The following is a 13,825-nucleotide window of genomic DNA, read 5'->3' as shown; positions in this document are numbered from 1 at the left end:
CCCTCATCCGTCCACCCGAGCAACGGATCGAGCCGCGGCCGGAGCCGTCGGGGACACTGCGGCGCCCGGAGCAGCCGCCGTCCGCGGAGCGTCCGCCGTGGCGTCCCCGTCCGGAACCGCCGCGGAACTGAGCCTCTTCGGGCTCACCAGCCGCAGCCGGAACGCCATGGCCGCCGCCTCGCCGCGAGTGGCCACACCCAGCTTGGCGAGGATGTTGGAGACGTGCACACTCGCCGTCTTCGGGGCGATGTAGAGGCGCTCGGCTATCTGCCGATTGCTGCGGCCCTCGGCGACCAGTTCCAGCACACCGCGCTCCCGCCGGGTGAGTCCGAACGCCTCCGCCGGGTCGGCGGGCGCGGATACCGGCCGGTCGGCGGCCGGGCGCCCGGAGTCCGCGCCACCGCCGAGCACGATCCGGGCGCGGGCCGCGAGCTGTTCGGCCTCGGCCCGCAGCGGCGCGGCGCCCAGTCGTACCGCGGCGGAGTGCGCCTGCCCCAGCAGCTCCCGCGGGGCCGGGCAGTCGCCGCGCCGGGCTTCCGCGTCCAGCAGCGCCTCGGCCCAGCGCAGCCGGGCACGGGCCAGCGGCACGGGGCGGCCCACCGGCTCCCAGGCCCGCACCGCCGCCTCCCAGGCCCGCGGATCGCCCTCCCCCGCCGCCCGCTTCAGCTCGGCCTCCAGCAGCAGCGCGTACGCCTCCCACACGGGGGCCGGCCGGGGCAGCCTGCGGGCCGCGCGGCGCAGTTCGGCCAGCACCTCGTCCCGCCCCCGCTCGGCGTCCGGCAGGCCGCGGAGCTCCGCCTCGCAGGAGGCGGCCGCGTACAGCAGCGCCCATGCGTAGGGATGGGTGCCCGGCGGAAAACCCTCCTGGAGGGCGGTCCTCAGCTCGCGGCGGGCCGCGGCGACCGCGCCGCGCTCGGCCGCCAGCGCCATCGTGAAGAGCCGGAGCGCCACCACCCGCTGCGGCTCGCCCGCCGGGGACGACCCCATGGTGGCCGCGGCCTCCTCGACGGCCGACTCCAGCCCCGGGAGGTCCCCCCGGTCCCGCGCCAGCCGGGCACGGAGCAGCGCCACCCAGGCGCGTACGTCGGCCACGCGGGCCGCCGCGGCGGCCCGTTCGAGCAGGTCCTCCGCCCGCCGCCAGTCCCCGGTCGAGAGCAGCGCCTCGGCCTGTCCGGCGAGGGCTCCCGCGTAGGAGTTGGGGCGCCCGCGGTCCCGGGCGACGCGGGCGGCTCCGGCGGCCTCCTCGGCGGCCTCCGCCGAGCGCCCCACCGCCTCCAGTTCCACGGCGATGTTGATGGCGGCGCAGGTCATCACGCTGGTGACGCCGGCCTCGTCCGCCTCGTCCCGCGCCCGGGCCAGTTCGGCGAGCCCCTCCTCCAGATCGCCGGACTCGGCGAGCAGGGTGCCGAGGGTGACCCTGGCGTCCAGCTCGATGGTGGTCGCACCCACCACCCGGGCCAGTTCGACCGCGCGCACGGCGGTCGCCAGCGCCTCCCGCCCGGGACGGTGGATCATGCCCCAGCTCGCGGCGCCGGAGAGCACCTCCGCGTGCACCGCCGACGGCGGCAGCCCGCGGACCAGTTCCTGGGCCTTGGCGATCTGCGCCCAGCCGTCGCCCTTGCCCATGTCCTCCAGCAGCAGCCCACTCCTGAGCTGGAACCAGGCGGCGGTCAGCGGGTCCTTCGCCTCGTCCAGCCGGGCCAGGGCACGGCGGGCGAGCACCTTGGCCCGCGCCACGTCGCCGCTGACGCGGGCGGCGGTGAGCGCTTCGGCCAGCACCTCGAGGAAGCCCGGCGGCCGGAAGGCGGGAGCCCGGTGGCCGTCGGGGTCCTCGGCGGCGTCGGCGCTCGGGAAGGTGCGCGGGATCCGCAGCGCGGGCAGTGCGGCCCGGTCCTCCTCGGGCACCTCGTCCCACAGTTCGATGACCCGCTCCAGCAGGCTGTGCTCCTCGGCGTACGCGTGCCGGTCCCGGGCCTCGCAGGCGGCGGACAGCGCCGCGGGCAGCGCCTTGGCCGCGTCCCGGCTGCGGTGCCAGTAGTGCGCCAGGCGGGCCAGCCGCTCCTCGGCGCGAACCAGGGACGGATCGCCTTCCAGCGTCTCGGCGTAGCGGCGGCTGATGCGGGCCAGTTCGCCGGGGAGCAGGTCCTCCCGTACCGCCTCGCGCAGCAGGGCGTGCCGGAACAGATAGCCGGAACCGTCGGCGGTGGGGCGCAGCACGTTGGCGCCGACCGCCGAGCGCAGCGCCTCCAGCAGCGCGTCCTCGGCGAGTCCGGCGACCGCGGCCAGCAGGGCGTGCTCCACGGCCGAACCGCCGCCCGCCGCCAGCCGCACCACACGCTGGGCGGGTTCGGGCAGCGCCTCGACGCGGACGAGCAGCAGGTCGCGCAGCGAGTTGCTGATGGCGCAGGCGGCCTCGGTGGCCGTCAGCTCCTCGACGAAGAAGGGGATGCCCTCGGAGCGGCAGAAGATCTCCTCGGCCAGCTCCCCGGCGGGCTCGGCGCCCTTGATGCCGGTGATCTGGTCGCGCACCTCGCCGCGGGTCAGCCGGGGCAGCTCCAGGTGCAGCACGGTGCGCAGCCGGTCCTGCTCGGCGAGGAAGGGACGCAGCGGGTGGCGGCGGTGGATGTCGTCCGTCCGGTAGGTGGCCAGCAGCACGAGCCGGCAGGTGCGTACGGAGCGGAAGAGGTAGCCGAGCAGTTCCCTGGTGGAGCGGTCCGCCCACTGGAGGTCTTCGAGGGCGACGACGAGGGTGCGGTCGGCGGCCAGCCGTTCCAGCAGTTGGGCCGTGGCCTCGAACAGCCGGGCGCGCCCGCCGTCGGCGCCGTCGTCGTACTCCTCGCGCTGCGGCGCCGCTGCTCCGGGCGCTGCCAGGTCCGGTAGCAGCCGGGCCAGTTCGGTCTCGCGGCCCTCGGCGGCGGCGGCCAGCGCGGCGGGCGGCACGGCGCCGCGCAGCCCGCGCAGCGCGGTGGTGAAGGGGGCGAAGGGGAGGCCGTCCGCGCCCAGTTCCAGGCAGCCGCCGAGGGTGGTGACCCCGTCGGCCGTGCGGACCCGGGTGAGGAATTCCTCCAGCAGCCGGGTCTTGCCCACGCCCGCCTCGCCGCCGAGGAGGAGCGCCTGGGGAGCGCCCGTACCGGCGCGGGTGAGGGCAGTGGTGAGTGCGGTCAGTTCGGCGGTACGGCCGACGAACACGGGACTGACACCGGTTTGCAGGGGCACGTCGCTCAGCATCGCATCCGGCACCGTCATAAGGCATCTGCCTTATGCGCGGCCGCTCCGGCGGCGGACGTCCGGGGCGCGGCCGCTCCGGGAACGCGCGCGCCGGGCACGGCCGCGCCGTGCCCGGTGGCCGGTCCGCCGCCCGCGGCGCCCCTGCCGCGGGCGGCACGCGCCGCGCTCACGCGGCCGGGACCCACACCCGCTCACCCTCGCCCCGGTCCCGGCTCCTGCGGCCGAGCCAGGAGCGCGCGCCCGCGCGGCCCTGCTCCCGGCGTGCCGCCTTGGCCGCGCGGACCAGGCGCTCGTGCTCGGCCTCGCGGCGCAAATCGTCCATCCGGCTCAGGTGGTGGGTGTGGTCGAGGTCGTACAGCATCTCCGTGGCCCCCTCGGGGAGTGGTTGCGAACTGTGCTTCCACAGTCCTCCCTGAGGGTGGTGCGGCACATCGGGCAACTGCCCGGTCCTGGCGGTCCGGGTGCCTTAGGACCTCGACCGGCGTCGGCCCGGGGGCCTTAGGGCCCTGGTCCCGGGTGCCCGAGGACCTGAGGAGGAGGTACCGCACGGGGTGGGAAGGGGGTCCGGGCCCGGCCGGGAGCCCGGGGACTCCGCGGGAGACCGAAGGACTCCGCGGGAGACCGAAGGACTCCGCGGGACCGGGGGGCTCACCGGCCGGGGCCGCGGGACCCCGGGAGCTCACTGGCCGGGCGCAGCGGGTACCTCGGGCTGCGCGGCGAACAGGTCGAAGTACATGCCCCCGGCGACGAGGAGCCCGACCAGGCCGAGCAGTACCCCGCCCAGCGCCACGGCCTTGACCCAGCTGCGCGTCCGGCTGCGGCCGGTGAGTGCCGCCAGCAGCAGGGCGCCGACCACGACGGCCAGTGCGGCGAAGATCCCGTTGACCACGGCCGCCGCGTGCCAGGGCGCCCCGTAGAGGGAGTTGACCTGGTCGGCCGCGGACCCACCGGATCCCTGGGCGCTGCTCTCGATCTGGCCGATGAGGCTCTTGCGCTCGCGCAGCATGTCGCTGAAGGAGGTGCCGGTCAGCGAGGCGAGGCCGAGCCCGGCGCTGAGGACGGCCACCGCGCCGCCTGCCCAGTCCTGGCGCCGGCCGGGGCCGGAGTCCGCGGCCCGCGGGCCGTCGTCGGCGTCCCCGCTGTCCCCGCTGTCCCCGCCGTCCCCGCCGTCCTCGTCGTCTTCGCCGGCGCCGGACTCGTCGCCGTCGCTGCCGCTCCCGCTGTCGGGAGCGTCCGCGGCGGCGTCGGGGCCCGTTCCGTCCCCGTCCGCGGTGGACGAGCCTGCCGCGTCCTCCTCCGGCTCCTTGCCGTCGTCACCGCCGCGCCGGGCCGTGCCGCGCCCGGCCCGCTCCTCGGCCGCCGGACTGCGCTGCTCCGCTGCGGCCGCCTCGTCGGCCGGTTCCTCGTCCGGGGACCTAACGGTCGTGTTCTGCGTGGTCGTGGTGCTTTCGGTAGCCATGGGCGGCCACGGTAGGGGCGGTTTCTGAGAGACCGATGAGAGAGCCGGGACGCTGTCCGACCACCGGCACGGGAGTGGTGACGGGCGCTTCCTCCTCGGCGCTGGTTTCCGGCTCGATGCTGAGTCGCGGCAGCCGCCGGTCCAGCCACTTGGGCAGCCACCAGTTGGCGCCCCCGAGCATGTGCATCAGCGCCGGTACCAGCAGCGTGCGCAGGACGAACGCGTCCAGGGCCACCGCCGCGGCCAGCGCGATGCCGAACATGGCGATGATCCGGTCGCCGCTGAGCACGAACCCGCCGAAGACCGAGATCATGATCACGGCCGCGGAGTTGATCACCTTGCTGGTCTCCGAGAGGCCGACCCGCACCGCACGCCGGTTGTCGCCGGTCAGCCGCCATTCCTCGTACATCCGGCTGACCAGGAAGACCTGGTAGTCCATGGACAGCCCGAACAGCACCGAGATCATGATGACCGGGAGGAAGGGCTCGATGGGGCCGGCACTGCCCAGCCCGAGCAGTTCGCTGCCCCAGCCCCACTGGAAGACGGCCACCACCACGCCGAAGGCTCCGGCGACCGCCGCGATGTTCATCACCGCAGCCTTGACCGGGATGCCGATGCTCCTGAAGGCCACCAGCAGCAGCAGCGAGCCGAGGCCGATGACCACGCCGCCGAACAGCGGGAGCTTGCCGACGATGATGTCCGCGAAGTCGTCGTGACCCGCGGTGGACCCGCCGACCAGGACCTCCATCGTCGACCCCTCCTCGGCCTTCGGCAGGACGTCCCCGCGCAGCCGGTCCACCAGATCGGAGGTGGACCGGGACTGCGGGGAGCTGTCGGGCACCACCGTGATCACTCCGGTGTCGCCGCTGCCGTTGAACTCGGGCCCGCTGACCTGGGCGACCCCGGGGGTGTGCTGGATGTCACCGCGCAGGTGGTCGAAGGCCAGTTTGTCGCCGGCCCCGTCCAGCTCGCCGACCAGCGTCAGCGGACCGTTGGTGCCCGGCCCGAAACCGTCCGCGAGCATGTCGTAGGCCTTGCGGGTGGTGCTGGCCGCCGGGTCGTTGCCCTGGTCCGAGGTGCCCAGGTGCAGTCCGAGCGCGGGCAGCGCCAGCACGGCCATCAGCAGGGCCGCGACCCCGCCCAGCAGCTTGGGCCGCCGTTCGACGAAGGCGGACCAGCGCATGGCGAAGCCCGTGGGACGGTCCGGTCGCGGACCGCGCTCGACGAGCTGACGGCGCTCCCGGCGGCTGAGGGCCCGCATACCGATGAAACCGAGCAGGGCGGGCAGCAGGGTGACGGAGGCGGCCACGCTCAGCAGCACGGTCAGACAGGCGGCTATCGCCACTCCGTTGAGGAAGCCGAGCCGCAGGATGAACATGCCCAGCAGGGCGATGCAGACCGTCGCCCCCGCGAAGACCACCGCGCGTCCCGACACCGTCACCGCCCGGCGTGCGGCCTCGACCACCGGCAGCCCGGCGCGCAGCCCGCGCCGGTGCCGCGTGACGATGAACAGCGCGTAGTCGATGCCGACGCCCAGCCCGATGAGCATGCCCAGCATGGGCGCGAAGTCGGCGACGGTCATCAGCCGGCTGAGCAGCCCGGTGCCTGCCGTCGCGGTGCCCACGGCGACGACCGCGGTGATCAGCGGCAGCGCCGTGGCGGCGAGCGAGCCGAAGGCCAGGAAGAGGACGACGGCCGCCGCCGCCAGTCCGATGGCCTCGGCGAGGTGGGCCGTGGGGGCCTCGGCGACCGCCACGCCGGAGCCGCCCGCCTCGACCTGCAGGCCGTCCCCGGATGCGTTCTGGACGGTGTCCAGGACGCGCTGCACGGTCTGCCCGCCCAGTTCGTCGGTGGGCCCGTCGAAGGTGAGAGCGGCGTAGGCGGTGTGCCCGTCGGGGCTGATCGCGCCGCCGCCCCCGGCGCCGTAGGGCGACTCCACGGACTCGACGCCGGGCAGACCTTCGACCTCGTGCAGCGCCTCGGTCATCCGCTCCTGGACCGCCGTGGCGCGCACCGTGCCCTGCTCCGAGTGCCACACGATCGTGTCACTGGCACCGGCCCGGTCGGGGAAGGCGCTGTGCATACGCTCCGCCGCCCGGCCGGACTCGGTGCCCTGGGCGCCGTAGTCGTCGGAATAGGCGCTGCCGAGAAGCGAGGAGGCCGTCACGGCACCGGCCAGCGCGGCGAGCCAGAGCAGCAGGACGAGGAGGCGGCGCCTCAGGCACCAGCGGGCAAGAGCGGTCACGGGCGGTCGCCTGCTCCCGGGTGTCGTACGGGCGGGGAACGGAGCGCGTCGACTCCTGTCCGCCGCATCGGGCCTCCCGGCCGTCGGCCGGGAGCGGCGGTCCGAGGCGGCAGCACACCCCACCTCAAGGACCGTGCTCTGCAGCGTGCCATCCCACGGAGATCGATTGCGGCGTTTGTGGCGATACCCACAGCGGCCCGGGCCGGGGTCTCAGTCCGTAGCCGCGTCCGCACCGCTCGGACGGTGCTCCCGCCGCGGCGCTCCGGGCCGGGGCCGGCGAGCCCCGGCGCGGGGGACGCGCCGCGGAAGGGTGCGGTGAGCCCCGCCGCGGAAGGGTGCCGCGCGGCTTCGGCCGCGCGGGACCGGCGCGAATCCACGCAAGCCCGGCGTGCGCCGCGTGCCGGGGGCTCCGGGGGAACTCGCGCGGTACCGCCGTCGTCGGTACCCATTAGCCTGTGGGAGCCGTCCGGCGATCCCCTCGCGGAGGTCGGACGGTCCGCAGGAGGCCGGAAGGCCCGGCGCACGCACCACACGGGATGGGGGACGGTCGTTACGTATGTCCAGGGAATTCCAACGCGGCCACAAGGCCAGGATCAGTGACCTGACGGCCGGCACGGATCTGTACGTGGGCGTGCAGATCGCCGGAGCCGGACTCTCCTTCGACATCAGCTGCTTCGGGCTGGACGGGCAGGAGCAGCTCTCGGACGACCGCTACTTCGTCTTCTTCAACCAACCCGCCTCGCCCGAGGAGTCCCTGCAGCTCCTGGGGGCGCAGGCCGGGGACACCGAGTCCTTCCGGGTGACGCTGGAGCGGGTTCCCGCGCAGGTGCGGCGGCTGTCGTTCACGGCCTCGCTCGACGGGGCCGGGCAGATGTCCGGGATCGGCCCCGGCTACATCCGCCTGGTGGCGGGCGGCGAGGAGGTGGCCCGCTACCCCTTCGACGGCTCGGAGTTCAGCACCGAGCGTGCCGTGATGCTGGGCGACATCTACCGGAAGGACGACGTCTGGCGGTTCGCCGCGATCGGCCAGGGATTCGACGGCGGGCTGGACGCGCTGCTCACGCACTTCGGCGGCGAGGTGCTGGAGGAGCAGCAGGAGGAGAGCGCTCCCGGGGCCGGGGCGGTGCCGGGCTTCGCGCCACCGGGCGGAGACGCTCCGCCGCCGCAGCCCGCTCCCGGGTTCGCCCCTCCGGCGGGCCCCGCGCCCGCACCGGCACCCGCGTCGGCACAGGCTCCGCAGCCCCGAGCAGCTGCGCAGCAGCCGCAGGTGCCGCAGCAGCAGGCACCACAGCCGCCGCAACAACCGCAGGCACCGCAGCAGCCGCAGCCTCCTCAGCCACCCCAGGCTCCCCAGCAGCCCCAGTCACCCCCACCGTCCGCTCCCGATCTCCACGGCGCTCCGACCGTGGTGGGTCCGCTCCAGCCGCAGCACGGCGGTCCGCCGCCACCGCCGCAGCCGGGGCCGCCCGGCGGAGCGCAGTTCGCCCCCGGCGGGATGCCACAGGCACCACAGGCACCACAGCCCTACCCGCAGCACCAGCCGCCGCCTCCGCAGCAGCCGGGGCCGCCCGGCGGGCAGCAGCTCTCCAATCCGTTCGCGCAGCAGCCGCCCGGCGGTCCCGGCGCACCGCAGTTCCCGCAGGTCCCGCCGGGCCCGGCCGCGGGCATCGGCGCGGTCCTGCAGAAGTTCCAGGAGGCGCCCGACGGCCAGCGCTGGACCCTGCAGAATCCCTCCCTGGTCCGCGCGGACCTCGGCGTCGACGGCCGGCCCGTGCTCGCCAGACAGGGCAGCATGGTGCTCTACCAGGGAAAGGTCGACTTCTCCTACAAGGGCGCCGGCTTCACCGGGCGCGTGGTCGGCAACGCCACCGGCCAGGAGATGCAGCTCATGCGCTGCACCGGCCGCGGGCAGGTCTTCTTCGCCGAGGACGCGGCACACGTCCACCCCGTCGAACTGCAGGGCGACGGACTGTGCGTCTCGGCCGAGAACGTGCTCGCCTTCGACGAGTCGCTGCAGCACGAGGTGCGCCGGATCGAGGGCCACGGCATCCCCGGGGGCGCACTGTTCACGATGCAGTTCAGCGGAACCGGCACCGTGGTCGTCAAGACCCGGGGCACCCCGGTCGTCCTCCCCGTCACCCCCACCACCTTCGCCGACGCGCAGGCGGTCGTGGCGTGGTCGGCGGCGGCACAGGTCATCGTCACCAGCCAGGTGCGGCTGCACCGCAACGCCTATCCGGGGCACAGCGGGGAGACCGTGAACCTCCAGTTCCGCGGGGCACCCGGCAACTTCATCGTCGTCCAGCCGTACGAGGTCTAGGGGGAGCCCGTCATGAACCAGCCAGCACCGCTCGCGGGCTTCGCGCCCGCTCCCGTGGCAGCACGCATGGAGAACCACGGCTCGCACATGGTCAAGGTGGCCATGCAGTCGGGCCAGGACCTGTTCGCGCGGCCGGGCTCGATGGTCGCCTACGAGGGCTTCGTGCAGTACGAGGCCAATCCGCCCGCCGTCCGCCAGCTGGCCTCCCAGTGGCTGACCGGCGAGCAGAACCCGCTGATGCTCTGCCGGGGCGACGGCCTGCTCTACCTGGCCGACTACGGCGCCGACGTGGTCTGCGTCAACCTCGCCGAGGAGGGGCTGTCGATCAACGGCACCAATCTGCTGGCCTTCGACGCGCACCTCCAGTGGGGCGTCGAGCGGGTCAAGGGGCTCGCCAAGTTCGCAGGTCAGGGCCTGTTCAACGTCTCCGTCCGGGGCACCGGCTGGGCGGCCCTCACCTCGCGCGGCACCCCCGTGGTCGTGGACTGCGGACGCGGCGAGGACGAGACCTACGTCGACCCGGACGCGCTGGTGGCCTGGTCCAGCGGGCTGAAGATGAAGAGCAAGCGCAGCATGAAGGCCGGAGCCCTCATCGGCCGGGGCAGCGGCGAGGCGTACCAGATCGCCTTCTCCGGACAGGGCTTCGTGGTGGTCCAGCCGAGCGAGGACAGCACCGACCGCATCCGGGTCCGGGGCTGAGGGGGAAGGAGAACAGCCGTGCAGAGTTCGCTCTTCGGATACGCCGAGGTCGCCACGGAGGACCGCTACACGGTGCAGAACCCGCAGTTGCTGCGAGTGCGGCTGGGGGGCCATGACGACGTGCTGGCCCGCAAGGGCGCCATGGTCGCCTACCAGGGGCTGCTGGAGTTCGACGCCGAGTACCAGGCGCGCGGCGGGCACCGCGGCCCGGTCCGCGAGCAGGTGCCGCTGATGCGCTGCTCCGGCCAGGGGACGGTCTTCCTGGCCAATCTGGCGCAGTACGTCCATGTGGTGGACATCGACCGGGACGGGCTGACCGTGGACGCGGCCTACGTCCTGGCCATGGACTCCACGCTGCACCACGAGGTGATCTCGGTGGACAGCCAGTTCGGCATCTCCGGCACCGGGGCCTACAACCTCAACATCACCGGGCAGGGCAAGGTGGCGCTGATGACCTCGGGACAGCCGCTGCTGCTGAACGTCACCCCGGACACCTACGTCAACGCCGACTCGGACGCGGTCGTCGCCTGGTCCAGCGGGCTGCGGGTGCAGATGCAGGCCCAGACCTCCTCGCAGGGCGTCTGGCGCCGCCGCGGCAGCACCGGTGAGGGCTGGGAGCTCTCCTTCATGGGCCAGGGCTACGCCCTCGTGCAGCCCAGCGAGCTGCTCCCGCCGCAGCACGCGCAGCTCGGCGGCGGACTGCGCGCCCAGTACGGGATGGGCGCCCAGGGGGCCCGCGGCCACAACCAGGGCAACATCTTCACCAACTGAGCCGGTGGGCGCCCCGGCTGTGCCCGAGGGACAGCCGGGGCGCCCACCTGGCACAGCCGGGAGACGGCCCGCGCCGCGCCTGGGAGGACGCGCACGCAGACCGGTTCCCGAGCCGGGCCGCCGAAGGCCGTCGGCGCAGCGGCGCCGTCACGGACGGCCGGAGCGCAGGCGGTGCAGCAGCCGCGCCGTGGCACCTCGCCGCACTCTGGCGACGAAGCCGCACAGCGCGGCCGTGGCGACGGTGGTGACCACCGCCCCGGGAGCGTCGAGCACGGTCAGGTTGAAGAGAGCGGCACCGGCCAGCAGGCCGATGAACGCCAGCGCCGCCGCCTCGGACAGCAGCGGGACCAGCAGCGCTGCCGCGCCCAGCACCTCCAGCGAGCCGACGGTGTACATGAACCAGTCGCCCCAGCCGATCCGGTCGAAGGCGTCGACCGCCGCCTGGGCCCGGAACAGCTTGGGCGCTCCGCTGGCCGTTCCGAAGAACAGGGCGAGCAGCACGACGAGGATCTTCGCCGCGAGCTCTGCACGGCGACCGGTCGCCTCCTGGCGGTCGGCGGTGGCGGACGGGACGCTGAGGGTCTGGGACATCGGGGCTCCTCGGGAAGGTGCGGGCAACTCTCGAAAGGACAGACCCCGCCACCCGCCGGAACTCATCGCTCGCACCGGAACCCGTCACCTTCCTCCGCCGACCGCACCCACGCCCGCGCCCGCCACGACGCCCGGGACCCGCCCCGGCGACGGCCCGCGGCGATGCTCCACGGCACAATCGGGCCCATGGCACTCTCCCCCACGGCCCTGCTGCCCCTCGCTGACGACCTGTACCTGTGGAAGCCACCGCGGCGTGGCTGGGGGCTCGCCAACTGCGGGCTGCTGGCGGCCTCCGATGAGGCCCTGTGGATCGACACCCCGTACGACCGGCCCCTGGCCGAGGCGTTCCTGGCGGAGTCGCAGCGGATACTCGGCGGGCGCGGGATAGCCCGGATCGTGGTCACCCACGCCAACGGCGACCACCTGTGGGGCGCCGATGTCGTGCCGGGCGCCGAGGTGATCGCCACCCGGGAGGCACGGCACCACATCGAGATCGAGCCGAGTCCGCAGCAGCTGCGGGAGTTGATCGAGGGGGCGGGTGCGCAGTCGCCGGTCGGCGGTTACCTCGCCGAACACTTCGGGCACTTTGACTGGTCCCGGACGGAGGTCGTCGCGCCGACGACCGTGTTCGAGGGGGAGCTGGAGCTGACCGTCGGAGGTCACCCCGTCGTGCTGACCAGCCTGCCGTCCGCGCACACCACCGGGGACCTGATCGTTCAGCTGCCCGACCACGGCACGGTGTTCACCGGCGACATCGTCTTCGCCTCGACACCCGAGGAGCCCGGCGACCACGCGGTGCACTGGGCGGGGCCACTGGAGAATGTCATCCAGGCGTGCGAGGGGGTGCTGGCCTGCGGGGCCGAGACCATCGTGCCGGGGCACGGCCCCGTGCTCGACCCGGCGGGGCTGCGCGCCCACATCGACTACCTCGGAGAGGTGCGAGAGCGGGCGCATGCGCTGCATGCCCGCGGGGTGCCCGCCGTCGAGGCTGCCCGCGCGATAGCCGGGGAAAGCCGCTGGCCGGGGCTCGGGCTGCCCGAGCGGCTCGTGGTGACCGTCGGCACCGAGTACCGGCATCTGAACGGTACGGCCCCGGAGCCGATAGCCGCGGTCCTGCCCGAGATGGTGGCCTTCGCCAGCCGGCCGCATTCCTTCTGAGCGCACGGGTGGGGCACCGGAACCATCCCATCCGGTGCCCCACCCGTCACGGCTCAGCTCAACGGGCTCAGCCCTCGACGCCCAGCTTCTCCAGGATCATCTCGCGGGCACGGCCCGCGTCGGCCTGGCCCCTGGTGGCCTTCATGACGGCGCCGACCAGGGCACCGGCGGCCTGGATCTTGCCGCCGCGCACCTTCTCGGCGATGTCCGGGTTCCCGGCGATGGCCTCGTCGACAGCGGTACCCAGCGCGCCCTCGTCCGAGACGACCTTGAGGCCGCGCTTCTCGACCACCTCGTCCGGACCGCCTTCACCGGCCAGCACGCCCTCGATGGTCTGCCGGGCGAGCTTGTCGTTCAGCGAGCCCTCGGCGACCAGCACGCAGAGCCGGGCGACCTGCTCGGGGGTGATGGGCAGCGCTGTCAGCTCGCTGCCGTCCTCGTTGGCGCGCCGGGCGAGCTCCCCCATCCACCACTTGCGGGCCTGGTCGGCCGGGGCGCCGGCGTTCACGGTGGCGACGATCGGGTCGACGGCGCCCGCGTTGAGCACCGACTGCATCTCGTGCTCGGAGATGCCCCACTCCTCGCGCAGCCGCATCCGCCGCACCCGGGGCAGCTCCGGCAGGGTGCCGCGCAGCTCCTCCACCCACTCGCGGGCGGGTGCCACGGGCACCAGGTCGGGCTCGGGGAAGTAGCGGTAGTCCTCCGCCTCCTCCTTGACCCGGCCGGAGGTGGTGGACCCGTCCTCCTCGTGGAAGTGCCGGGTCTCCTGGATGATGGTGCCGCCGGAGGAGAGCACGGCGGCGTGCCGCTGGATCTCGAACCGGGCGGCGCGCTCGACGCTGCGCAGCGAGTTGACGTTCTTGGTCTCGCTGCGGGTGCCGAACTTCTCGATGCCCTTGGGGCGGAGCGAGAGGTTGACGTCGCAGCGCATCTGGCCCATCTCCATCCGGGCCTCGGAGACGCCGAGCGCCTTGATGAGCTCGCGGAGTTCGGCGACGTACGCCTTGGCGACCTCCGGCGCCCGCTCGCCCGCGCCCTGGATCGGCTTGGTGACGATCTCGATCAGCGGGATGCCGGCCCGGTTGTAGTCCAGCAGCGAGTGCGAGGCGCCGTGGATGCGTCCGGTGGCCCCGCCCACGTGGGTGGACTTGCCGGTGTCCTCCTCCATGTGGGCGCGCTCGATCTCCACGCGGAAGATTTCGCCGTCCGCCAGCTGGACGTCCAGATAGCCGTCGAAGGCGATCGGCTCGTCGTACTGGGAGGTCTGGAAGTTCTTCGGCATGTCCGGATAGAAGTAGTTCTTCCGGGCGAAGCGGCACCAGTCGGCGATCCGGCAGTTCAGCGCGAGGCCGAT

10 protein-coding genes are annotated in these 13,825 nt (G+C 74.0%); 4 read left to right on the top strand and 6 right to left on the bottom strand.

Annotated features, from left to right (window positions below; all coding sequences use genetic code 11):
• Positions 1 to 3: 3 nt before the first annotated feature.
• From A949_RS0109380 to A949_RS0109365, 4 genes are all read right to left on the bottom strand, one after another.
• The gene (locus tag A949_RS0109380; protein WP_019355753.1) at positions 4 to 3,246 is read right to left on the bottom strand and encodes an AAA family ATPase; all 3,243 of its coding nucleotides are present in this window, start codon (positions 3,244 to 3,246) and stop codon (positions 4 to 6) included.
• Between the two features lie 148 nt (positions 3,247 to 3,394).
• On the bottom strand, positions 3,395 to 3,589 hold the full coding sequence (locus tag A949_RS0109375; RefSeq protein WP_019355752.1) for a hypothetical protein: 195 nt from the start codon (positions 3,587 to 3,589) through the stop codon (positions 3,395 to 3,397).
• Between the two features lie 318 nt (positions 3,590 to 3,907).
• The gene (locus A949_RS0109370) at positions 3,908 to 4,687 is read right to left on the bottom strand and encodes a hypothetical protein (RefSeq protein WP_019355751.1); all 780 of its coding nucleotides are present in this window, start codon (positions 4,685 to 4,687) and stop codon (positions 3,908 to 3,910) included.
• A complete protein-coding gene (locus A949_RS0109365) occupies positions 4,644 to 6,932 on the bottom strand; it encodes an MMPL family transporter (RefSeq protein ID WP_019355750.1) in 2,289 nt (762 codons plus the stop codon). The genes A949_RS0109370 and A949_RS0109365 overlap by 44 nt, the downstream gene beginning before the upstream one ends.
• A gap of 556 nt (positions 6,933 to 7,488) precedes the next feature.
• On the opposite strand from A949_RS0109365, the gene A949_RS0109360 reads away from it, so the two are divergent.
• From A949_RS0109360 to A949_RS0109350, 3 genes are read left to right on the top strand one after another with little or no spacing between them, the layout of a single operon-like run.
• Complete coding sequence (locus A949_RS0109360) at positions 7,489 to 9,252, top strand: TerD family protein (protein WP_019355749.1); 1,764 nt, start codon at positions 7,489 to 7,491, stop codon at positions 9,250 to 9,252.
• A 12-nt stretch (positions 9,253 to 9,264) separates the two neighbouring features.
• Positions 9,265 to 9,951 (top strand): AIM24 family protein, encoded by a 687-nt coding sequence (locus A949_RS0109355; RefSeq protein WP_019355748.1) that lies wholly within the window; start codon positions 9,265 to 9,267, stop codon positions 9,949 to 9,951.
• Positions 9,952 to 9,969: 18 nt separating this feature from the next.
• Positions 9,970 to 10,722 carry an AIM24 family protein gene (locus A949_RS0109350; protein WP_019355747.1) on the top strand — a complete coding sequence of 251 codons (753 nt, stop codon included), beginning with the start codon at positions 9,970 to 9,972 and terminating at the stop codon, positions 10,720 to 10,722.
• A 147-nt stretch (positions 10,723 to 10,869) separates the two neighbouring features.
• Here the strand turns inward: A949_RS0109350 and A949_RS0109345 are convergent, their stop codons facing one another.
• A complete protein-coding gene (locus tag A949_RS0109345) occupies positions 10,870 to 11,313 on the bottom strand; it encodes a DoxX family protein (protein ID WP_019355746.1) in 444 nt (147 codons plus the stop codon).
• A 186-nt stretch (positions 11,314 to 11,499) separates the two neighbouring features.
• On the opposite strand from A949_RS0109345, the gene A949_RS0109340 reads away from it, so the two are divergent.
• Complete coding sequence (locus tag A949_RS0109340) at positions 11,500 to 12,471, top strand: MBL fold metallo-hydrolase (RefSeq protein ID WP_019355745.1); 972 nt, start codon at positions 11,500 to 11,502, stop codon at positions 12,469 to 12,471.
• Positions 12,472 to 12,538: 67 nt separating this feature from the next.
• Here A949_RS0109340 and gatB read toward each other — a convergent pair.
• The coding region (gene gatB, locus A949_RS0109335; protein ID WP_019355744.1) for an Asp-tRNA(Asn)/Glu-tRNA(Gln) amidotransferase subunit GatB at positions 12,539 to 13,825 on the bottom strand (1,287 nt) is incomplete at its 5' end.

The sequence above is a fragment of the Streptomyces sp. AA1529 genome, assembly GCF_000280905.1.
Classification (GTDB): Bacteria; Actinomycetota; Actinomycetes; order Streptomycetales; family Streptomycetaceae; genus Streptomyces.
The sequence above is the reverse complement of the archived record's forward strand: the minus strand, read 5'-3'. Positions and strand labels throughout refer to the sequence as shown.

What these genes read in the sequence shown, in the direction of transcription:
- A949_RS0109355 (WP_019355748.1), top strand. Translation starts at nt 9,265, where the DNA reads ATGAACCAGCCAGCACCGCTCGCGGGCTTCGCGCCCGCTCCCGTGGCA.
- A949_RS0109370 (WP_019355751.1), bottom strand. Translation starts at nt 4,687, where the DNA reads ATGGCTACCGAAAGCACCACGACCACGCAGAACACGACCGTTAGGTCC.
- A949_RS0109375 (WP_019355752.1), bottom strand. Translation starts at nt 3,589, where the DNA reads ATGCTGTACGACCTCGACCACACCCACCACCTGAGCCGGATGGACGAT.
- A949_RS0109345 (WP_019355746.1), bottom strand. Translation starts at nt 11,313, where the DNA reads ATGTCCCAGACCCTCAGCGTCCCGTCCGCCACCGCCGACCGCCAGGAG.
- A949_RS0109360 (WP_019355749.1), top strand. Translation starts at nt 7,489, where the DNA reads ATGTCCAGGGAATTCCAACGCGGCCACAAGGCCAGGATCAGTGACCTG.
- A949_RS0109380 (WP_019355753.1), bottom strand. Translation starts at nt 3,246, where the DNA reads ATGACGGTGCCGGATGCGATGCTGAGCGACGTGCCCCTGCAAACCGGT.
- A949_RS0109340 (WP_019355745.1), top strand. Translation starts at nt 11,500, where the DNA reads ATGGCACTCTCCCCCACGGCCCTGCTGCCCCTCGCTGACGACCTGTAC.